Below are 20,777 nucleotides of genomic sequence, written 5' to 3' on the forward strand. Positions count from 1 at the left end.
CCAACCGACTCCCCCTCTGACCACCCGGCAGAAGGACTGATCGACCGGCCCCTTACACAGAAAACTTGACACCTCCTCCGGAGGCCTTCAACTGCTCGACCAAATCCTGGCCCGACGGCTCACCGCCCGGCTGCTGCTTCTCGTTGGTCATGGTCATGATTCTTACCGTTCCTCTCGGTACGGCTTACACAGACCATCTGACACGCCCGGCTCGTATCGTGAGCCTCCATCGAGACACCGTCGTCCGAAGGAGCCCGTCCATGTACAACCTCTCCATCGTGCTGGAGGACAGCGCCCACACCCGACCCGATCACACGGCCCTGGTTCTGGGCCCGCTGAGCCTGACCTACGCCCAGGTCGATGCCGCCGCGAACCAGGTCGCCAACCTGCTGGTCTCCCTCGGCGTCGAACCCGGGGACCGGGTAGCGCTGAGCTGCCCCAACCTCCCGCAGTTCCCGATCGTCTACTTCGGAATCCTCAAGGCCGGTGCCGTGGTGGTGCCGCTGAACGTCCTGAACAAGGCGCGCGAGGTCACCTACTTCCTCGACGACGCCGCGGCGAAGGTCTTCTTCTGCTTCGAAGGGACCGAGGAGCTGCCGATCGGCACGTACGGGCACGACGGCGCACAGGCAGCGGCCTCCCAGCCGCACCTCGTGCTGATGACGGCCGACCCGTCGGCCCCGAGCCCGTTCGACGGGGTGCCCACCCTCGCCGAGTCCGTGGCGCAGCAGCCCACCACCTTCTCCACGGTGCAGGCCCGCGAGACCGACACCGCGGTGGTGCTCTACACCTCCGGCACGACCGGGCGTCCCAAAGGCGCCGAGCTCAGCCATTCCAATCAGCTGATGAACGCCCTGACCTGCAACCGCCTGTTCGGTTCGCAGCCGGGGGAGGACACGCACCTGGTGACGCTGCCGCTCTTCCACACCTTCGGGGCGACCGTGAACCTCAACGCAGGATTCTCCATGGGGGCCACGCTGGTGCTGATGCCCCGCTTCGATGCCCGCCAGGCGCTCGAACTCATGACCGCACATCAGGTCACGGTGTTCGCCGGAGTGCCCACCATGTGGTGGGGCCTGCTCCACGCCCTCGACGAGGTCCCCGGGGCCACGGCGATCACGAAGACCCTGCGCCTGGGCATCTCCGAAGGCGCGCCGCTGCCCGTGGAGATCCTGACCGAGGTGCGCGAACGCCTGGGGATCTCGATCATGGAGGGTTACGGGCTCTCCGAGACCTCGCCGGTGGCCTGCTTCTCCCTCGCGGAGAGGCCGCGCCCGGGATCCATCGGGCTGCCGGTGTGGGGCGTCGAGGTCATGCTCATCGACCCCGCGGATCCGGACTGGGCGGAGGTCACCGAGGTCGGCGCCGTGGGCGAGCTCGTGGTGCGCGGCCACAACATCATGACCGGCTACCTGGGACGCCCCGAGGAGACCGCGATGGTGATGCGCGACGGCTGGTTCCGCACCGGCGACCTCGCCAAGCGCGATGAGGAGGGCTTCTACTTCATCGTGGACCGCTCCAAGGACATGATCGTGCGCGGCGGCTACAACGTCTATCCGCGGGAGATCGAGGAGGTGCTGATCTCGCATCCCGAGGTCTCCCTCGCCGCGGTGGTCGGAGTGCCCAGCGAGGAGCACGGCGAGGACATCAAGGCCTTCGTGATCCTCGAACAGGGCGCGAGCGTCACCGTCGAGGAGCTGCGTGCCTGGGGCAAGGAGCAGATGGCCTCTTACAAATACCCCCGCGAGCTGGTCATCCTGGAGGAGCTGCCGATGACGGCGACCGGCAAGATCCTCAAGCGCGAGCTGACGTGACCGTGCCGCGGGCGTGAGCTGACCCGCCCTGACAGCGAACGGGCCGGGACCGGCACCCCTGAGGGTGTCGATCCCGGCCCGGAAGCCCGTCGACGTCAGACGATGATGCGGTCAGACGATGACGGGCGACAACGCGATCAGACGACGACGCGGGTGGCCTCCGCCTCGGTGGGCAGGCCCGCCTCGCTGTAGGCGCGGAAGCCGCCGACCAGATCGGTGGCGTTCTCGAACCCGAGATCCCGCAGGTCACGAGCGGCGAGCGAGGAGTAGTAGCCCTCGTTGCAGACCACGACGATCGTGTCGTCGTGCTCCGGGCCACCGTCCATCCGGTGCGCGCTGCTGGGATCCAGCCGCCACTCGAGCACGAGGCGGTCGATGACGGTCGCTCCGGGGAGGTGGCCCTCGGGCTCACGGGTCGCCGCGGTGCGGATGTCGATGACGTGCGCACCCAGCTCGATCAGGTCGGGCAGCGCGGCCGGCTCGATGCGCTCCACGCCCAGACGGGCGGCGTCGAGGATCTCGTCGATCGTGTGGCGCGCAGGCGACTCGGCCCGGCGCCGACCGGCGCCGGCCTCGGTCATCGGGTGCGTCCCGAGGAGAAGGCCGCGAGGCCGCCGCCGACGGAGCCGTTCCCGGAGCCCTCGGAGCTGGTCGTGTAGCGCGCGGGGGCGCTGTCACGACGGCCGCCGCTGCGTGCGGGACGGCCCTCGCCGCCCTGCCCGCCGCGACCGCCCTGGCCACCGCGCCGGCCGCCGGCCGAGCGCTGGCCGCCACCGGAGCGCTGGCCGCTCTCGGGACGTGCGCCCTGCTCGCCGGAGCCCTGACCGCCCTGGCCGCCGCGACCGCTGCCCTGGCCTCCGCGACCACCCTGACCGCCCTGGCCGCCTCGGCCACCGCGACCGCCCTGACCGCCACGGCCGCCGCTGGTGCGCTCGGGGCGCTCGGCGGGCTCGGGGGAACGGGGCTCGTGCATCTCGGTGCGCTCGCCGGGGGCGAGCTGCGTGAGCACGGCAGAGGAGGGGTTGACCTGCGAGTGGTAGGTCGGCTTGATGCCGGCCTTGCGCATCAGGTCGCTCACGTCGCGCTTCTGATCAGAGGTCTGCACGGTGATGACGGTGCCCGACTCACCGGCGCGGGCGGTACGGCCCGAGCGGTGCAGGTACGCCTTGTGCTCGACGGGCGGGTCGGCGTGGACCACGAGGGCCACTTCGTCGACGTGGATGCCGCGGGCGGCGATGTCGGTGCAGACCATGGTGGTCGCCTCACCGGAGCCGAAGGCCTCGAGGTTCCGCGTGCGAGCGTTCTGCGAGAGGTTGCCGTGGAGATCCACAGCATCCACACCGCGGGCGGCGAGCTTGCGGGCGAGGTTCTTCGCGCCGTACTTGGTGCGGGTGAACATGATCGTGCGGCCGGGTGCGGCGGCGAGGTCGCGCAGCACGTCGAAGCGCGCATTGCCGTCGACCTCGAGCACGTGGTGCTCCATGGTGCCGACGGGGCTGGAGGCCGGATCCGCCGAGTGGGTGACGGGCTCGTGCAGGAACTGCTTGACGAGCTTGTTGACTCCCGAGTCGAGGGTCGCGGAGAACAGCATCCGCTGGCCCTTGGGCGGGGTCTTGTCGAGGATCTTGCGGACCATGGGCAGGAAGCCCATGTCAGCCATGTGGTCTGCCTCGTCGATCACGGTGATCTCGACGCCGCCGAGGTCCACGTGACCCTGTCCCATCAGGTCCAGCAGGCGACCGGGGCAGGCGACGAGCACGTCGACGCCGCTGGCCAGGGCCTTGACCTGAGGGTTCTGGCCGACGCCGCCGAAGACGACGGTGCTGCGCAGGCTGGTGGCCGCCGCGAGCGGCACCAGGGAATCGGCGAGCTGCGAGGCGAGCTCGCGGGTGGGGGCGAGGATGAGCGAGCGCGGCCTACGGGGGGCGCGGCGCTTGGGCTCGGCGATCAGGCGTGCCACCAGGGGCAGCAGGAAGGCGTAGCTCTTGCCGGAGCCCGTGCGGCCCCGGCCCAGGATGTCGCGACCGGTCAGGGAGTCCGGCAGGGTCGCGGCCTGGATGGGGGTGGGCTGGGTGATGCCCTGGGGCGCAAGAGCGTCGACCAGGACAGAGGGCACGCCGAGGCGTACGAAATCGGGGGAGGTCACGGAGATCCGTTCTGAAGATGCAGATCCCGCCCGATGCGTCCGGTGCCCAGGCGCTGCCGTGGCAGCGGCTCAGAGGCTGCGCTGTCACCACTGAGAGGTGGGACCTGTGCCGCGGCGGGATGACGGCACGCAAGCGCAACGGTAGACCGGGCTCCCTCCTGGGGGAATGATCGACGCGCAGGATGTGAGATACCACTGCCGCCACCCCCGTCGGCCCCGCCTGCAGGTGACCTGCGCGACGCGCACCGAGGGATCTTCTGCACCGGATCGCGTCCGCGTCGCAGCCCGGATCGCGTCCGCGTCGGAGCCCTGATCGAGTCCGCGTCGCAGCCCTGATCGAGCCCGCGTCGGAGCCCGGATCGCGCCCGCGCCGGCGTGCTGGCGGGAGCCGGTATCCTTCCCACGTGAGACGGTGGGGACGGGGGCGACGCCCCCTGGTGACAGGACGGACGAGGAGCGAGCGATGGCACGCAGAGTGAGCATCAAGGACGTCGCCCAGCGCGCGGGGGTGTCTTGGAAGACGGTCTCGAACGTGGTCAACGAGCGCCCTGTGGTGCGCGCCGACACCCGGGAGAAGGTGCTCGCGGCGATCGACGAGCTCGGGTACGTGCCCAACCACATCGGCCGAGATCTGCGCGGCGGCCCCACGAGGTCGATCGCCCTGGTGGTCCCCGAGCTCCAGAACCCCTACTTCGCCCGCCTCGCCGAGCGCATGCAGGCCGCCGCCCGCGAGCGCGGCTACACGGTGAGCGTGGAAGTGTCCCTGCACAGCGCCGAGGTGGAGCGGGCCCACGTGCGCGGCCGCACCGCCCGCCCCGTCGACGCGGTGGTCATCTCGCCCTCCGCGCTCGAGCCCTCCGATCTCCTGGACCGTCGCTCGGGGCCGCCGGTGGTGCTGCTGGGGGAGAGCCTCACGGCCGCTCCGAACGTCGTGCACGTGGCGATCGACAACGTCTCCTCCGCGGCGGATGTGGTCCGCCATCTCGTCGGCACCGGCCATCGGCGCCTGCTGTTCCTCGGTGCCGAGGGGGCAGTGCGCTCGACCGGCACGGACCGTCTGGCCGGGTTCACGGCGGCGAGCCGCTTCGCCGAGCTCCCGCTGGAGGACGCTCTGATCCGGGCCACCGGCGCCTGGGACCGGGAGTCCGGGCGCGAGGAGGTGCTCCGCGCGCTGGAGGAGGGCATCGCCTTCGACGCGGTGGTCGCCGGCAACGACCTGCTGGCGATCGGCGCGCTCGCCGCCCTGCGGGAGCGGGGACTGCGGGTCCCGGACGACGTCGCCGTCGTGGGCTGGGACGACATGGTCGAGGCCGCCTGGACCGTCCCCACCCTGACCTCGGTCGCCCCGGACCTCGACGCCCTCGTCGCGGCCGCCCTCGCCGCCGCGATCTCCGGCGCAGAGCGGGGAACCGAGCAGGATGCCGAGCGGGATGCCGGCCAGGCCGCCGCGGGCGCCGACGACAGCGGGAAGCGCGGGGCGAGCCGAACGGGTGGGGCGGAGACCGTGATCGCCCATCGGCTGATCGTGCGGGAATCCACCCGGGCGTGATCGCCCACCGGTTGATCAAGTCGGAGCCCCCCGGGCCGTGATCGGCGGGAGTCCACCCGAGCGCGACCGTCGGCCGGGCGAAGGCCCTGAGAATCCTCGGTTCCCACGTTGCAATCAGGGGTCGGGTGCGCTTGACTGGATCCTGACCGATCCGTACCGGCGCCTCGAGTGCGCCGGAGACTCAGCGCCGAGCACCACCGATCCCAGGAGCCGTTCGTGAACGCCCAGACCCCCGAACTCCCGGAGCACCTCAGCTCCCTGTTCTCCCGCGCCGACGAGCTCGCCGCACTGCTCGACGCCCCGCTGTCCGCGGTGACGGACGTGCCCCGCCCCGAGCATCCGCGCCCCCAGCTGCATCGCCCCACCTGGCTCACGCTGAACGGCACCTGGCAGTTCGAGATCGACCAGGGTGATTCCGGCCGGGACCGCGGACTGCTCGAGCGCGACCTGGACTCCGAGATCCTCGTGCCCTTCGCCCCGGAGACCGAGGCCTCCGGGATCGGGAACCGCGACTTCCTCGAGGCCGTCTGGTACCGCCGCACCGTCACCGTTCCCGCCGACTGGGAGGGGCTGCGCCCGATTCTGCGCTTCGAGGCCGTGGATCAGGATGCGACCGTCTGGGCGAACGGGGTCGAGGTGGCCCGCCACCGCGGCGGCTTCACCGGATTCTCGGCCGATCTCTCGATCGTCCCCGCCGTCGGCCCCGGCGCGGAGGTCGAGATCGTGGTGCGCGCCCGCGATCCCCACGGCGTCCCGCAGGCCCGCGGCAAGCAGTCCCACGAGTTCAAGCCCACCGCCGCGAACTACCACCGCACCACCGGCATCTGGCAGAGCGTGTGGCTCGAGGGCGTCCCGGCCGACGAGATCCGCTCGCTGCGCGTGCTGCCCTCGCTCGGCGGCCGCTCCTTCGCCCTGGACGTGCCGCTCTCGCGCACCACCGCCGGCACCCGCCTCGAGGTCGTCGCCTCCGTGCCCGGCGGGGACGAGGTGGCCCGGGCCGCGGTGCGCGCCGATCTGGACCTGGCCCCGCACCTGGAGCTCGCGATCCCCGAGGACGACGTGCGCGTCTGGGGCCCCGGCACGCCCGAGCTCTACGCCCTCACCGTGCGACTGCTCGGCGCGGACGGCGCCGTGCTCGACGAGGTCCGCTCGTATGCGGGCCTGCGCTCGACCTCGCTGCGCGACCACGAGTTCCGGATCAACGGCGAGAAGGTCTTCCAGCGCCTGGTGCTCGACCAGGGCTACTGGGAGGAGTCCTTCATGACCTCCCCGACGGACGCCGCGATGACCACCGACATCCGCCTCTCCCTCGAGGCGGGCTTCAACGGCGCCCGGCTCCACCAGAAGGTCTTCGAGCAGCGCATGCACTTCTGGTCGGACCTGCACGGCTACCTCACCTGGGGCGAGTTCGGCGACTGGGGCGTCCACGGCTTCGGGCCGGACGGGGACAACCAGCAACCCCCGGCGACCTTCGTCGGCCAGTGGGTCGAGGCGGTCCAGCGCGACCTCAACCATCCCTCGATCATCGGCTGGTGCCCGCTGAACGAGACCCATCAGCTGATGCACGACCGCATCACCCAGCTCGACGCGGTCACCCAGGCGATGTATGACGCGACCAAGCTCGCCGACCCCACCCGCCCGGTGCTCGACGCCTCCGGCTACTCCCACAGGGTGCGCGGGGCGGACGTCTACGACTCCCATTCGTATGAGCAGGACCCGGAGCGCTTCCGCGAGGAGCAGTCCGGCCTCGCCGCCGGCGAGCCCTTCGCGAACCGGCGCGACCTCGGGCCCGACGAGATGCCCTTCGCGGACGGCGCCTTCTCCCTTCCCTACGCCGGTCAGCCCTACTTCGTCTCGGAGTACGGCGGCATCTGGTGGAACGAGGAGGAGGCGCGCAAGGCCGAGGAGGCCGACCGCGCCGGGAACAATGCCGCCGAGTCCTGGGGCTACGGCCAGCGGATCCGCAGCGAGGAGGAGCTCTACACGCGCTTCGAGGGCCTCACCCGGGTGCTGCTCGAGGACCCGCTCATGTTCGCCTACTGCTACACGCAGATGACCGACGTGTTCCAGGAGAAGAACGGCATCGTCGACTTCGAGCGCGGCCGCAAGCTCGATCTGGCACGACTGCGCGCCGTCCAGGAGAAGGCTGCCGCCTTCGAGCAGGAGGCCTGATACCGCGCGGGATCCTCTCTCGAGGGCCCGCTCGCTGACGCCGGGATCGCCCGGAGCACCACGGATAATCCCGTGACGCCCCGGGCGATCTCCTCCACGATGGGGCCATGGTCGATCAATCACGCCTGTGGGACGCCCGCACTGCCGCCGAGTACGACACCCCTGGGGAGGGCATGTTCGCCCCGGAGGTGCTGGGGCCGACGGCCGCCACCCTGGCGGGGCTCGCCGCCGGCGGCAGCGCCCTCGAGCTCGCGATCGGCACGGGCCGTGTCGCGATCGCCCTGCACGAGGCGGGCGTCGCCGTGACCGGCATCGAGCTGTCCGAGGCGATGATCGCCCGACTGCGCGAGAAGGTCGACGCCACGGAGATCCCGGTCGTCGCCGGCGATATGACCACCGCACGGGCGGGGGAGGGCTACTCCCTCGTCTACCTGGTGTTCAACACGATCTCGAACCTGCTCACCCAGGAGGAGCAGGTCGAGTGCTTCCGCAACGCCGCGCGCCACCTCGCTCCGGGCGGCTGCTTCGTGATCGAGCTGATGGTGCCGGACCTGCGCTCCCTCACCCCGGGGACCGGAGGGACGCTCGAGCACTCCGAGCCCGGCTACCTGCTGGTCGACACCTATGACACCCTGCGCCAGGTCCTCGTGTCCCATCACGTGCGCTTCGACCCCGAGGTGGACGGGTCCCGCGAGGCGAGCATCGGCCGCACGCCGCAGCGGTACATCTGGCCCGCCGAGCTCGATCTGATGGCGCAGCTGGCGGGCTTCACGCTCGAGAGCCGCTGGGCGGACTGGGACCGTGCCGAGTTCACCGCGGAGTCGGGCAGCCACGTGAGCGTGTACCGGCTCCCTACACTTGACCGGTGACCTCCACGACCAACGCCCTGCCCCCTACCTCTCTGACCTGGACCCCGCTGACCCTCGAGGACGTCCCTGCCCTCACCGCCCTGCTGAACCGCGTGGACGTTGTCGAGCAGTCCGGCGAGCCGGCCGAGGAGCCGAGCATCCGCGAATGGCTCTCGATGCCCGACCTCGACCTCGCCCGGGATTCCGTGGCGGTGCGCGAGGGGGAGGAGCTGCTCGGCTTCTGCGCCGTCGACGTCTCGACCGCCCCCGACTCGGAGGGGCGGGTGCGCTGCCAGCTCATGGGCACCGTCGACCCCGCTCGCCGCCGCCAGGGCCTGGGAACGGAGCTGTTCACCTGGGCCGAGGCCCGCGCCGCCCAGCTCGCCGCCGAGCGTCACCCCGACGTCGCGATCGCCGTGTTCCGCGTCTCCGGAGGCCGGGACCCCGAGGTCGACGGACAGGCGGACGCCGCGACGGAAGCACAGGCGAACGCACCGACGGACGCCCCGCTCACCGGTGGCGCCGAGGTGCGCCCGCTCCTCGCCCAGCGCGGCTACCAGCGCGCCCGCAGCTGGCTGACCATGGTGCGCGAGCTGCCCGGAGCGGCTCTCCCGACGGTCGATCTGCCGGGGGTGCGGGTCAGCGCCCCGGAGGATTCGGAGCGAGAAGCCACCCGCCTCGCCCACCTCGATGCGTTCGCCGACCATTGGGGATCGGCCCCGGTGACTGCGGAGCGCTGGAACATCTGGTGGTCCTCCCACACCTCGCGGCGTGAGCTCTCGAGCGTCGCGGTGGACGCCGACGGGTCCGTGCTCGGCTACGTGATCACCTCCGAGGACAAGCCCGGGGTGCTGCACATCGCCCTGGTGGGCACGCGCCCGTCGGCCCGCGGTCGCGGCATCGCCCGCGCAGTTCTCGCGCGGACCCTCGAGGCGGCATCGCAGGCCGGGTACTCGAGCGCCGAGCTCGAGGTCGACGCCGAATCGCTCACCGGCGCGACCCGCCTCTACGACGCCCTCGGCTTCGTGCGCGAGAGCGTCTACGCGACCTATGAGAAGCCGGTCGCCTGACAGCTGCCCTCGCCGTCCCGGCGTCCGGACTTCGACTGCTCCGCGTGACGTCACCGCTCGGCATCGCCTCTGCCAGCACTGCGTGACATCGCCGCGTGACGCCGCCGCTTGACATCACCCGCCCCCACTGTTCATAGTGAATATGAACAGTAGGCTCAGTTGATCGTTCTGGACGACGGGGAGTGGGGCCATGCACATACCGCTGGACCCGTCCGCCCCCGAACCCATCTACGAACAGATCCGCGCCCGCCTCGCCGAGTTGATCCTGCGCGGTGACCTCGCGGCGGGCGAGGCTCTGCCCTCGATCCGCGTCCTCGCCCGTGACCTGCGGGTCAGCGTCATCACCACCACCCGTGCCTACAACGAGCTGGTGGCCGACGGGCTCGTCGACGCGGTGCGCGGCAAGGGTGTCTTCGTCCGGGCCCAGCAGCCCGACCAGGTGCGCAGCCGCGCCCTGGGGCGCGTCGATATGTCCCTCGCCGAGGCCGTCCGCACCGCTCGTACTGCCGGGATCGGCGCCGACGAGCTCCACGACCGACTCACCCACGCCCTCGAGGAGGAGGACCGATGAGCTTCCTGCCCTCTGACCCGTCGTCTGCCCACAACGCCCGCTCGCTTCGACCTGCGCACCTCGATGCGCCCGATGAGCCCGAGGCCGCCGCAGTGGTCGTGCGCGACCTGGCTGTCGAGCTGCCTTCCGACGAGCGTCCGTACGCAGCGCCGATCCGTGCCGTCCGCGACCTCTCCTTCACGGTGCCGACAGGACAGGTGACGGCGATCGTCGGCACCAACGGCGCCGGGAAGACCACGACGCTGCGGGTGCTGAGCGGCGCGGTGCCCTTCTCCGACGGGAGCATCGAGGTGCTCGGCACGTCGCTGGGGCCGGCCACCGTCGGGCTGCCGGACGGCGTCGCCATCGTCCCGGATGCCCCCGCCTACCCAGCACGGTGGACCGCGCGCCACGTCGCTCGGGCGCACAGCTCGACCGCCCGGCACTTTGACCGCGCACGGTTCGACGCGTATCTCGCCGAGCATCGCGTTCCCGCAGGCAGGTCCGTCGGCGGACTCTCCCGGGGGCAGCTCGCCCGACTCGCCGTCGCAGCAGCCCTGGCGCATGACCCCCGTCTGCTCATCCTCGACGAGCCGCTGGCCCGTCTGGATCCGCTGGCCCGCACCGAGATGGTCGATGATCTCCGCACCCTGATGGCACGGGAAGGCCGCACGGTCCTGCTGTCGACCCATGACCTCGACGGCATGGACCGCTTCGTGGACCACCTCATCGTGATCGCTCAGGGTCAAAACGTGCTCGAAGGGGACGTGGAGATGCTGCGCGAGGAGTTCCTCCTGCTCGAACAGGACAGTGCCGGACCGGGGATGGACGGCGACAGCATCGCCTCGCCGATGATCGGTGCCGTCACGACCGGGGGTACCACGCGTGCTCTGGTGCATCTCGAGGAGGCCGCGGGGCTGCCCCCAGGGGCCGATCTCCGTCGCCCCGGTGTGAGTGAACTCGTCACGCATTGGTTGCGCGCCGCGACGGCAACGCGTCGTCCCGACCCGAGGAAAGACGCGGCATGACCACGACCAGACAGGCCTTCATCGCGGACCTGCGCCTGAACAGCGGACGATTCGGCACCAGCATGCTGCTGTGCGTGCTGAGCCTCGCCGCCGCCGCTGTGCTGACGGACGCGCTCACGACGGTGCTCCCGATCTGGGCGGCGCTGGCCTGGTACCGCTACGGCAGGGCGGACACGCTCGAGCGCGAGGAGCTCCGCGCAGGTCTCGGCCTCTCGCGCGCTGACCGGGTGCGAGGGAGGTCGGCGGTGATCGCCGTGGAGACCACCGCCCTGATCGTCACCGCGGCTGCTGCGACGCTGCTCTCCACGGCAGTGGGACGGGAACCGGTCAGCGGCGCAGGGCCGACGTTCACGGTCTCCGGTGCACCGTCGCTCTCGCCGCTCCTCGTCGTCCCGGTGGGAACCCTGTACTCCGGGACCGTGATGCTCGTCGTCGCGATCTTCGTCGGTGGCGAGTGCGTCACGCGCCGGCCGGGTCGAGGGATGCTCCTGACCTCATTGGCCGTCTACTTCTGCGCCGGTCTGCTCGGTGCCGTCGTCATCGGGCCCCTGATGACCTTCGATGTGCTCGGCAGCGGGGGCGGGCCGTCGCTGATCGCCGCGGCTGCGATCCTTGTGCTCGCCATCGTGCTGCTGTCCCTGCTGCTGAGACGGCGCGTGCGCGCCTGGATCGCTCAGCTCGACTCGGGCCTCCCGACGCATCTGGCGGTGACGGCATGACCCGTCCGATGCAGAGCTCGACGCATCCCAGGAGGCTCGCGTGAGTCAATTCCCTCCCGCTCTCGCTCCCGCCGCCCGGGTCGACAACCTGGCGGTGGATATCCCGCACCCCCGCGGCCGCTTACGTGCCCCGATCCGAGCTCTCGAGGATGTCAGCCTCACGGCACCGAGGGGGCGCGCCACGGCGCTGGTCGGCACGAACGGCGCAGGGAAGACGACACTGCTGCGCACGCTTACCGGCATCCTGCGGCCAGCGACCGGAATCGTCGAGGTCCTAGGTAGCTCCATCGGCCCGGCGGCGTGCGCGATCACGCCCTGGGTCGGTGTCGTGCCGGATGAGCCCGTCTTCCCCGAGGAGTGGACGGCGCGCGATGTGATCGCGCTGCGCCGACGACTGGGTGACCGTTTCGATGCCGACGGCTTCACCCGGATGCTCAGGGAACACCGTATCCGCCCGAACGCGATGATCTCGTCCCTGTCCGCTGGGCTGGCCACCCAATTCTCGATCGCTCACGCTCTCTCCGCTGATCCTCGGTTCCTCATCCTGGACGAACCGTTCGCGCGGCTCGATCCGCTCGCCCGAACCGACCTGCTGGACACTCTGCGCGGATTTCTCGCAGAAGAGCAGGATCGCTCGATCCTGATCTCCACTCACGATCTCGACGGGATGGATCGCTTCATCGACCACCTCGTGGTGCTGCACGCGGGCCGCACGGTGCTCGAGGGCGACGTCGACGAGCTCGTCGAGAGCCACGTCGTCGCCATGTACCCCTCTGGCGCTCCTTCCGTACCCAGCGGGGCGCGCACTGTCGGGGGCGACGGTGCCCGGGAGGCGCTGATCGCCGTCGAGGACGCCGTCGGTCTCCCTCCTGGGACCGCGCTGCGGGAGCCGACCCTGCCTGAGATCGTCAGCCTCACCCTCGCCGCCCGGAGCGGCCGCCACGACACGGAGGCTCTCGCGTGACCGCCACACTGCGCGGGACTTCCGGGGCACCGCCGAACCGCGCCCTCCGCCTCGAGCTCACCCTCCAACGCCCGTTGTTGTGGGGAAGCGGTGTCGTCGCGCTGGCGGTCCTGCTCCTCGCGGTCGGACAGCTCGCGCGGCTTGGCATCGTGCCTATCCTGCTCGCAGTCGCCGTGCCCGTCGCAGCAGGTCCCCGGGATCCGATGAGGGAGAGCGTGCTGCGGGGGACGCTCGGCATCTCTCGGGCCGCCCACGTGCGTGCCCGAGTGCGCTTCGTGCTGCTCGCACAGATGGCCTTGCTGCTCGTCGCGGCCGTCACGGTCCTGCTCGGCCCGCACGGCGGCGTGGTGGAGCCCGCGACCCTCGGACGGATCGAGGTGGCCGGATACTTCCTGCCCGCACCGACCCTTTACTACTGGCAGGACCTGGCGGTATGGGTGCCGGCTGTGATGTGGTCGCATCTCTGGGTGGGCCGTGACGCGCTGAGCAGCTCGTCGACGGTGGTGTGGGGCCGGGCTCTGCTGTCGTATTTCGGGATGTACCTCCTCGTGACCTTCGCGATCTACGGGGTGCAGATGCTCGTCCTGGTGCTCGGGACGGTGCTCGGTCGACAGGGCGCTGCGGAACCCGCGTCGTCCGTCGCATTCGTTCCCGTGGCAGTGGTGGCGATCGCTGGCGGCCTGCTCGTCCTGCATCAGCGCTCGAGGGTCTGGGCGCGTACGGCCTGAGCGCTCCGGTCGGCTGCGCGGTCGCTCACCGGCTCGGTGGCGTCTCCGGAAGGGCTGGTGTGATCGTCCCGGCGCGCACCGACCGGGCTGCGGGAGGATGGCCCCATGAGAGCAGTACGCTACGACGCCTTCGGTGAGCAGCCGTCCCTGGTCGGGGTCCCCGACCCCGAGTGCCCACCCCGCGGCGCGGTTGTGACCGTCCACGCCACCGGGGTGTGCCGCAGCGACTGGCACGCCTGGCAGGGCCATGACGACTCCGTGCACCTCCCGCACATCCCCGGTCACGAGTTCGCCGGCGTCGTCGAGCAGGTCGGCGCCGACGTCACGCGGTTCGCGCCGGGGGACCGGGTCACCGCACCGTTCATCCTCTCCTGCGGACGCTGCGAGCAGTGCCTCGCCGGAGCGCCCCAGGTGTGCCCGGACCAGCACCAGCCCGGCTTCGACCTGCCCGGATCCTGGGCCGAGCAGGTCGTGGTCATCGAGGCGGACCACAACCTCGTCGCCCTGCCGGACGGCATCGACATGACCCTCGCCGCCGGCCTCGGCTGCCGCGTCGGCACGGCCTATCACGCCGTGCTCACCCAGGCCCGCGTGGGCGCCGGGGAGAGCGTCGCCGTGTTCGGCTGCGGCGGACTGGGCCTCGCCTGCGTGATGGTCGCCCTCGCCGCGGGCGCCGACGTGGTCGCGATCGACGTCTCCGAGCACGCGCTCGCGGCCGCCGCCGAGCTCGGCGCGACGGCCCTCGCGTCGGGCCCCGACATCGTCGAGCGGGTGCGCGAGGCCACCGGCGGCGGTGCCCACGTCACCCTCGATGCCCTGGGCTCCGCGGCGACAGCCCGCACGGCGATCAGCTCGCTGCGCCCCCGTGGCAGGCACGTCCAGGTGGGCCTGCTGCTGGGCGAGGACGCGGACCCCGCCCTGCCGATGGGGCAGGTGATCGGGCAGGAGCTGCAGATCCTCGGCAGCCACGGCCTCGCCGTCGCCGAGTACCGCGACCTGCTCGCCGACATCGCGAGCGGACGCCTGGACCTCGGCCGCACCGTCGGCCGGATCCTGGACCTCGAGGACCTGCCCGCGGCGATGCTCGCCATGGACCAGCCGCCCACGACCGCCGGGATGACCGTGGCCCGCCTGCGCTGACGAGCGGCGACGCCGCAGCACGACGACGCGCCACGAGAGGAACCCCGCATCGGACGGCGCACGGCGCGGCCACGTGCAGGGACGTCGGCCCGCTGTGGAACGATTGGTCCATGACCATCACTGCTGCCGCCGACGGCTCCGCCCTGGGCAATCCCGGCCCGGCCGGCTGGGCCTGGTACATCGACGATTCCACCTGGCGCGCGGGCGGCTGGCCCCACGGCACCAACAACATGGGCGAGCTCAAGGCCGTGCTGGACCTGCTCGAGGCCACCGCCGTCGACGCCGATCAGCACCTGCACATCCTGTGCGACAGCCAGTACGTCATCAACTCGGTCACGAAGTGGATGCCGGGCTGGAAGCGCAAGGGCTGGCGCAAGAAGGACGGCAAGCCGGTGATGAACGTCGAGCTCCTCCAGGACATCGACCGCGCCCTGGCCGGCCGCAGCGTCGAGTTCGAATGGGTCAAGGGCCACTCCGGGCACGCGATGAACGAAGCGGCGGACGTGCGCGCCAACGCCGCCGCGACCGCTTTCTCCAGGAAGCAGGATCCGCAGGTCGGTCCCGGGTACACGGGCAGCTCCACGGGATCTTCCTCGCCCTCGTCCTCTGCCGCTGCCACTGCCACTGCGCCGGCCGCTGCCCCAGCCTCAGGCGCGGCCTCAACGACCCCGTCCCGCCCCGCCCCGAGCGCGATGCCGGAGGACGACCTCTTCAGCCTGCTGGAGCAGCGCGACCCCGAGCCCGTCGCGACCTCTCGCGGCAGGGCCTCCTGCAGCACCGCCGGTGAGGACACGGTGCTCGCCGCCGACGCCCCTGGCGCGACCGACTTCGAGCAGATCACCGCGCGCGAGCAGGCGCTGCTGTCGGACCTGCTGCGCGCCGACGCCCCCAGCGCCGCCGAGCTGCTCCACCCGGCCTTCACCGAGATCGGTGCGAGCGGTCGCAGCTATGACCGCGACGAGATCCTCGCCCATCTCGCCCCGGTCCCCGGCCTGGAGGCCGATGAGTTCGTCGCCGACGAGCTCGCCCCCGGCATCGTGCTGCTGCAGTACCGGACCACAGGGCCCTCCGGCGGCGTCGCCCGCAGCTCCGTGTGGGTGCGGGAGAAGGGCCGCTGGCTGCTGCGCCACCACCAGGGCACCCCGGCCGACAGGTCCTGATGACCCAGGTCGCCGGCACCGGCTCCGTACCTCTGGCCCGCCGCGCCGGTGGCCCGGACCTCGCCCGCGGCCTGGCTCTGCTCGGCATCGCCCTGGCCAACACGATCGGCTGGCTGCACGGCTCCTCGTGGACCGTGCTCCTCAAGCAGGTCGACGCCACCGTGCCCGACCGGATCGTCGACGTCCTGATCGGTCTCACGGCGGACAACCGCGGCTTCCCGCTGTTCGCGATGCTCTTCGGCTACGGCATCGGCATCATCTACCGCCGCTCGCGCGAGGCCGGGGAGCGCACGGGACACTTCGTGCTGCGCATGCTGCGACGCCACATCGCTCTGCTCGCGATCGGCCTCGCCCACGCGATCCTGCTGTTCAGCGGCGACATCCTCGTCGCCTACGCGATGGTGGGGATGCTCTGCGTGCTGTTCGCGACCCGTCACCGTGCGATCCTGCCGTTCGCCGCGATCCTCGCCCTGCCGGCGCTCGGCGTCTGGGGCTGGGTCGACGGGACGATCGGGCTGTCCGGATCCGACGGCTATGCCTCGGCCGCGGCCCCCGACTATCTGAGCAGCCTGCGCCTGCGCACCGATGAGGCCGGCGCCGAGGTCGCGACCTCCCTGGTCTCCGACATGGGGCTGCTGACCCCGATGGCGATCGGGGCGATCGCCGCCCGGCTGCGACTGTTCGAGGAGGTCGCCGCGAACCGCGATGTGCTCGTGCCGATCGCCCGCTGGGGCCTCGGCCTCGGACTCCTCGGCGCAGTCCCGCTGGTCGCCGTGCTCGTGCTCGACCCCGCCCATCAGCACCTCGACGCGGAGATCGTGCTCGGCAGCCTCGGGGTCCTGCACCAGTACACAGGACTGCTCGGAGCCCTCGGACTCGCCGCGGCGGCCGCTCTCATGTCGGACCACTTCCGACGGCCGGTCGGGGCCGACGGGACAGCCCCGACCGTGCCCGATGCCGCACGAGGCGCCGGGCCCGTCACGGCCCGTCTCGTGCACGGCATCGAGGCCCTGGGTGCGGTCTCGCTGAGCGCCTACATGGGGCAGTCGCTCGTGTTCCTCACTCTGTTCCCGCCCTACACCCTGGACCTCGGGGCCCGGCTCGGCACGGCAGGCACCGCGGTGATCGTGGTGGCCGTGTGGCTGGTGATGATCCCGTGCGCCGTGGCCCTGAAGCGCCGGGGCCGACGGGGGCCGCTCGAAGTGGTGCTGCGCCGTCTGGCAGGCTCGGCCTCACCCCGCGTCGTCCCCGACCGGACCTCGCACCCCAGCACGCTCGGAGGCCACCCATGACCGTCTACGCCGACACCCCGCGCTGGCCGCGGCACGGCACTCTCTGGGGCCACCTGATCTCCGACACCTCCCTGGCCGAGCTGCACCAGGCAGCCGAGCTCGTCGGCCTGCCGCCGCGGTCCTTCGACCTCGACCACTACGACTGGCCCGAAGCAGCACAGCCCCGCCTCGTCGAGGCGGGCGTACACCTCGTCGACAACGGGAAGCTGACCCGGATCCTGATCCGCTCGGGGCTGCGCATCCCGCTCGTCGGCCGCCCCGCGGCACGCGCCCGCCGCAGCGCCGAGCACGCGGCCCAGCTGGGCCTGACGAGCGTTCCGCGGGATCTGATCGTGGGGCTCTGCGGGCATGTCGACCCGCTGCCGCCGGCGGCCGACGCCGCCCCCGCAGCCTTCCGCATGACCCGTGACGACCCGGCGGCGCCGCCCCGTATCGAGGCGCATCAGGAGGCGGGCCGCCTGGCCGCCGCAGAGCTCCTCGACCAGCTCGACGCCCTCGCCCGGGATCAGGGCGGCACGGGATTCATCGGCCAGGTGCTCGCCGACGGGAGCTGACCCGACAGCCGGACGCCGGCGCAGGGCACCCGGCATCGGCTCGGGCCGCCCGACGTCGGCGCAGGGCACCCGCGCACCGGCACCCACTGCTACTTCCGACGATCGTCCCGCTCGGGATCGGTCACCGAACGGACCTGGTCGGGACGGCTCTGTCGTCCCGTTTCGATCTCGGTGCCCGGCAGCTCGACCCAGAAGGTGGAACCGCCCTGAGGGGTCTCCGTCACACCGATGCTGCCGCGGTGCTGCTGCACGATCGTCGCCGCGATCGAGAGGCCCAGGCCCGCGCCGCCGCCCTGGGTCGCCGAGCGCACGCGAGAGGAGTCGGTGCGGTAGAAGCGCTCGAACACCTTCTCACGCTGGTCGTCGTCGATGCCGAGGCCGTGGTCACGGATCTCGATCCGCACCGTCTCGGGGGCCGTGTAGCCCACGGCGATCTCGACCGGCGACCCCTTGGGGGTGTGCCGGTTCGCGTTGCCCACGAGGTTGAGGATGACCTGGCGCAGCGAGGCCTCGTCGCCGAGGACACCGATCGACAGGTGGGGCTGCACCGAGACCGGGGTCCCGGACAGGGACACCACCATGACCTGGCGCTGGGGGTCCAGGGCGCGGAGGTCCTGGGCGGCGTCGAAGAGGGCGTCGGTGAGGTCCACCGGTTCGAGGTCGAGATCGGGGTTCTCGTCCAGGCGCGCCAGGCGCAGCAGGTTCTCGACCAGGGATCCCATCCGTCGGGCCTCGTCCTCGATCCGGCGCATCGCCGAGGCGACGTCCTCGTCGGTGCCCAGCGCCCCCATCCGATACAGCTCTCCGAATCCGCGGATCGCGGCCAAGGGGGTGCGCAGTTCATGGGAGGCGTCGCCGACGAAGCGCCGCATCTTGGCCTCGGAGAGAGTGGCGTGCTCCTCGGACGCGGCCTGCGCCGCGAAGGACTGCTCGATCCTCACCAGCATCTCGTTCAACGACAGGGCGAGGGCGTGGACCTCGTAGCTGGTGTCGGTGACCGGGACGCGCCGGGAGAGGTCACCGCCGGCGATCTGGGAGGCGGTCGCCTCGACATCGTGCAGGGGCTCGAGGGAGCGATGCGTGACATAGCCGCCCAGGCCCATGCCGACCAGCACCACGAGGGTTCCCACCAGCACGATGATCAGCGCCATCTCGTGCATCGTGCGGTCCACCCCGGTCAGCGGCAGCGCGACGTAGACGGCGCCGCTGTCGGGCCCGGGGGTGACCATGGCGACCACGCGCCAGCGGTTCTCCGAGGAGTCCAGAACGGTGAACGGCTGGCCTTCCCTGGCGGTGATCTGCTCTTCGCTCAGATCAGGGAAGGGGACCGTGACCTCGGAGTTCTCGTAGCGGATGACGTCGCGATGGATCACCTGGCCGTTCTCGTCGCGGATCTCCACCGCGTACTCGACCGGGGTGTACGCACTGCTGGGCGCCACGTCCTCCGCGTCCCCGGAGAGCTCCTCCTGGGCGAGGGCGAGCATCTCGCGGGTGCTCGCGTGGAGGTTGTTGTCGACCGACTCGATGAGGGTGCGGTTGAGCAGGAAGAGCGAGAGGCTCCCGGTGATGACGACGCCGACGACCAGCAGCAGCGAGATGAGAGCGACGATCCGTGTCCACAGGGACACGGGCCGCTCAGCACGCAGGGTCGGCAGCGCCAATCGTCAGCTGCCTTCGGCGGCGCGCAGCACGTACCCGATGCCGCGCTTGGTGTGGATCATCGGATCGCCGATGACGTCGATCTTGCGGCGCAGGTAGGAGATGTAGGACTCGACGATCCCGACCTCGCCGGACCAGTCGTAGTCCCAGACGTGATCGAGGATCTGCGTCTTCGAGACCACACGGCCCGCGTTGAGCATGAGGTAGCGCAGGAGCTTGAACTCGGTGGGGGAGAGCTCGATCGTGACGTCTGCCCGGTAGACCTCGTGGGAGTCCTCGTCGAGGCGGAGGTCGCCGACCACCAGGGAGCTGTCGACGGTCGCGTCATGGCCGCCGTGCGTACGGCGCAGGACGGCCCGGATCCGGGCGACGACCTCTTCCAGGCTGAACGGCTTGGTGACGTAGTCGTCCCCGCCGACGGTGAGCCCGGCCACCTTGTCCTGGGTCTCGTCCCGCGCAGTGAGGAAGAGGATCGGGTACTGCTCGCCCCGATCCCGCAGGCGCCGTGTCACGGTGAAGCCGTCCATGTCCGGCAGCATCACGTCGAGGACCACGAGATCGGGCTGATGCTCGGTGGCCTCTCGGATCGCCTCGTTGCCGGTGGAGGCGGTGAACACCTCGAACCCTGCGAAGCGCAGGGAGGTGGCGAGGAGGTCGCGGATGTTCGGCTCGTCGTCGACGACGAGGAGCCGAGCCTCGTAGTCCTGTTCTGCAGTCGTGTTCATGCCCCTACCGTGCTCCTGCAGTGTGGGAATCTGCTGGACGTCTCCTGAGCGAGATCAGCGGACAGCGCGCTGGATCTTCTCCTGCTGCTTGCGCATCTTGCGGATCGTCCAGCTCATCTGGAACATCCGCACCGAGCCCACCAGCGCCATGACCAGCGCGCCGGCGATGGCAGCCAGGAGCATGGCCACACCGAGCGGCAGGTCGAAGGTGGCGTTGAAGTACTCGAAGCTCGCGCTCTGGCTGTTCTGGATCACGAAGATCAGCAGCAGCACCAGCACGATCGCGCCGAGGATCAGGGAGATCCACAGTCCGGCGGTCTTGCCGCCGGAGCGGGGAGCCTCCAGCGGCTCCTCGGCCAGCGTCCGCTCGGCAGGCGTCCGATCAGCAGAGGTGCGCTCGGTGGGCGTCTGGGAGGCGCGGCGGCCGGTGCTCTCGCGCGGGGCGTCGCGGACAGGGTCGGTCACCCCGCCAGCCGGATCGGCGGCGCGGCGGCCGGCGGCCGGGTCCTCCGGGGCACGGTCCGCGGCGGCGGGCTGCGCAGCCTCGGGTGCACGATCGACCGGCTCGCGGTCGAGGGGGTGTCCTGTGTTCTCAGGTCCGGTGCTCATGGTCGCTCCTCGATGTCGGGTCCTGGGGAAGTGTCCCGAGCGGCCTTCGG

19 protein-coding genes are annotated in these 20,777 nt (G+C 71.2%); 14 read left to right on the top strand and 5 right to left on the bottom strand.

Translation table 11 applies throughout. The annotated features are described in order from the left end of the window. Positions 1–260 precede the first annotated feature (260 nt). Positions 261–1,814: a long-chain-fatty-acid--CoA ligase gene (locus ABD093_RS08860; protein WP_343923830.1), complete on the top strand. Its 1,554-nt coding sequence runs from the start codon at positions 261–263 to the stop codon at positions 1,812–1,814. Positions 1,815–1,951: 137 nt separating this feature from the next. On the opposite strand, the gene ABD093_RS08865 is transcribed toward ABD093_RS08860, so the two are convergent. Together ABD093_RS08865 and ABD093_RS08870 are read right to left on the bottom strand one after the other, a co-directional pair. Then, complete coding sequence (locus ABD093_RS08865; protein WP_193119462.1) at positions 1,952–2,395, bottom strand: rhodanese-like domain-containing protein; 444 nt, start codon at positions 2,393–2,395, stop codon at positions 1,952–1,954. Continuing rightward, positions 2,392–3,960: a DEAD/DEAH box helicase gene (locus tag ABD093_RS08870; RefSeq protein WP_343923831.1), complete on the bottom strand. Its 1,569-nt coding sequence runs from the start codon at positions 3,958–3,960 to the stop codon at positions 2,392–2,394. The genes ABD093_RS08865 and ABD093_RS08870 overlap by 4 nt, the downstream gene beginning before the upstream one ends. A 463-nt stretch (positions 3,961–4,423) precedes the next feature. On the opposite strand from ABD093_RS08870, the gene ABD093_RS08875 reads away from it, so the two are divergent. The 13 genes from ABD093_RS08875 (at position 4,424) to ABD093_RS08935 (ending at position 17,734) form a co-directional block, all read left to right on the top strand. Then, positions 4,424–5,509, top strand: coding sequence for a LacI family DNA-binding transcriptional regulator (locus ABD093_RS08875; protein WP_193119460.1), 1,086 nt, complete (start codon positions 4,424–4,426; stop codon positions 5,507–5,509). Between the two features lie 216 nt (positions 5,510–5,725). Continuing rightward, on the top strand, positions 5,726–7,681 hold the full coding sequence (locus ABD093_RS08880) for a glycoside hydrolase family 2 protein (protein WP_343923832.1): 1,956 nt from the start codon (positions 5,726–5,728) through the stop codon (positions 7,679–7,681). 107 nt (positions 7,682–7,788) lie between these two features. Further along, positions 7,789–8,550 carry a class I SAM-dependent DNA methyltransferase gene (locus ABD093_RS08885; protein ID WP_193119458.1) on the top strand — a complete coding sequence of 254 codons (762 nt, stop codon included), beginning with the start codon at positions 7,789–7,791 and terminating at the stop codon, positions 8,548–8,550. Further along, complete coding sequence (locus ABD093_RS08890; protein WP_319021713.1) at positions 8,547–9,599, top strand: GNAT family N-acetyltransferase; 1,053 nt, start codon at positions 8,547–8,549, stop codon at positions 9,597–9,599. The genes ABD093_RS08885 and ABD093_RS08890 overlap by 4 nt, the downstream gene beginning before the upstream one ends. Positions 9,600–9,789: 190 nt before the next feature. After that, positions 9,790–10,170 (top strand): GntR family transcriptional regulator, encoded by a 381-nt coding sequence (locus tag ABD093_RS08895; RefSeq protein ID WP_343923834.1) that lies wholly within the window; start codon positions 9,790–9,792, stop codon positions 10,168–10,170. After that, positions 10,167–11,177 carry an ATP-binding cassette domain-containing protein gene (locus ABD093_RS08900; RefSeq protein ID WP_343923836.1) on the top strand — a complete coding sequence of 337 codons (1,011 nt, stop codon included), beginning with the start codon at positions 10,167–10,169 and terminating at the stop codon, positions 11,175–11,177. The genes ABD093_RS08895 and ABD093_RS08900 overlap by 4 nt, the downstream gene beginning before the upstream one ends. Continuing rightward, on the top strand, positions 11,174–11,896 hold the full coding sequence (locus ABD093_RS08905; RefSeq protein ID WP_343923838.1) for a hypothetical protein: 723 nt from the start codon (positions 11,174–11,176) through the stop codon (positions 11,894–11,896). The genes ABD093_RS08900 and ABD093_RS08905 overlap by 4 nt, the downstream gene beginning before the upstream one ends. Positions 11,897–11,936: 40 nt before the next feature. Then, the gene (locus tag ABD093_RS08910; protein ID WP_343923840.1) at positions 11,937–12,860 is read left to right on the top strand and encodes an ATP-binding cassette domain-containing protein; all 924 of its coding nucleotides are present in this window, start codon (positions 11,937–11,939) and stop codon (positions 12,858–12,860) included. Then, positions 12,857–13,588 (top strand): hypothetical protein, encoded by a 732-nt coding sequence (locus tag ABD093_RS08915; protein ID WP_193119453.1) that lies wholly within the window; start codon positions 12,857–12,859, stop codon positions 13,586–13,588. Before ABD093_RS08910 ends, ABD093_RS08915 begins: the two co-directional genes overlap by 4 nt. A 105-nt stretch (positions 13,589–13,693) precedes the next feature. Further along, entirely contained in the window at positions 13,694–14,728 is a 1,035-nt protein-coding gene (locus ABD093_RS08920; RefSeq protein WP_193119452.1) for a zinc-dependent alcohol dehydrogenase family protein, read from the top strand. Positions 14,729–14,838: 110 nt separating this feature from the next. Next, positions 14,839–15,888, top strand: a complete 1,050-nt coding sequence (locus ABD093_RS08925; protein WP_343923842.1) for a ribonuclease HI family protein — start codon at positions 14,839–14,841, stop codon at positions 15,886–15,888. Then, positions 15,888–17,180, top strand: a complete 1,293-nt coding sequence (locus tag ABD093_RS08930) for a DUF418 domain-containing protein (protein WP_193119450.1) — start codon at positions 15,888–15,890, stop codon at positions 17,178–17,180. Before ABD093_RS08925 ends, ABD093_RS08930 begins: the two co-directional genes overlap by 1 nt. Beyond that, on the top strand, positions 17,177–17,734 hold the full coding sequence (locus ABD093_RS08935) for a DUF4031 domain-containing protein (RefSeq protein ID WP_193119449.1): 558 nt from the start codon (positions 17,177–17,179) through the stop codon (positions 17,732–17,734). Before ABD093_RS08930 ends, ABD093_RS08935 begins: the two co-directional genes overlap by 4 nt. A gap of 89 nt (positions 17,735–17,823) precedes the next feature. Here ABD093_RS08935 and ABD093_RS08940 read toward each other — a convergent pair whose 3' ends face one another. The 3 genes from ABD093_RS08940 to ABD093_RS08950 are packed head-to-tail and all read right to left on the bottom strand — an operon-like array spanning position 17,824 to position 20,727. Continuing rightward, a complete protein-coding gene (locus tag ABD093_RS08940) occupies positions 17,824–19,395 on the bottom strand; it encodes a sensor histidine kinase (RefSeq protein ID WP_193119448.1) in 1,572 nt (523 codons plus the stop codon). A gap of 3 nt (positions 19,396–19,398) precedes the next feature. Beyond that, positions 19,399–20,118: a response regulator transcription factor gene (locus tag ABD093_RS08945; RefSeq protein ID WP_193119447.1), complete on the bottom strand. Its 720-nt coding sequence runs from the start codon at positions 20,116–20,118 to the stop codon at positions 19,399–19,401. Between the two features lie 54 nt (positions 20,119–20,172). Further along, positions 20,173–20,727: a LapA family protein gene (locus ABD093_RS08950; RefSeq protein ID WP_343923847.1), complete on the bottom strand. Its 555-nt coding sequence runs from the start codon at positions 20,725–20,727 to the stop codon at positions 20,173–20,175. Between the last annotated feature and the right edge of the window lie 50 nt (positions 20,728–20,777).

Source organism: Brachybacterium tyrofermentans, from assembly GCF_039526165.1.
Classification (GTDB): domain Bacteria; phylum Actinomycetota; class Actinomycetes; order Actinomycetales; family Dermabacteraceae; genus Brachybacterium; species Brachybacterium tyrofermentans.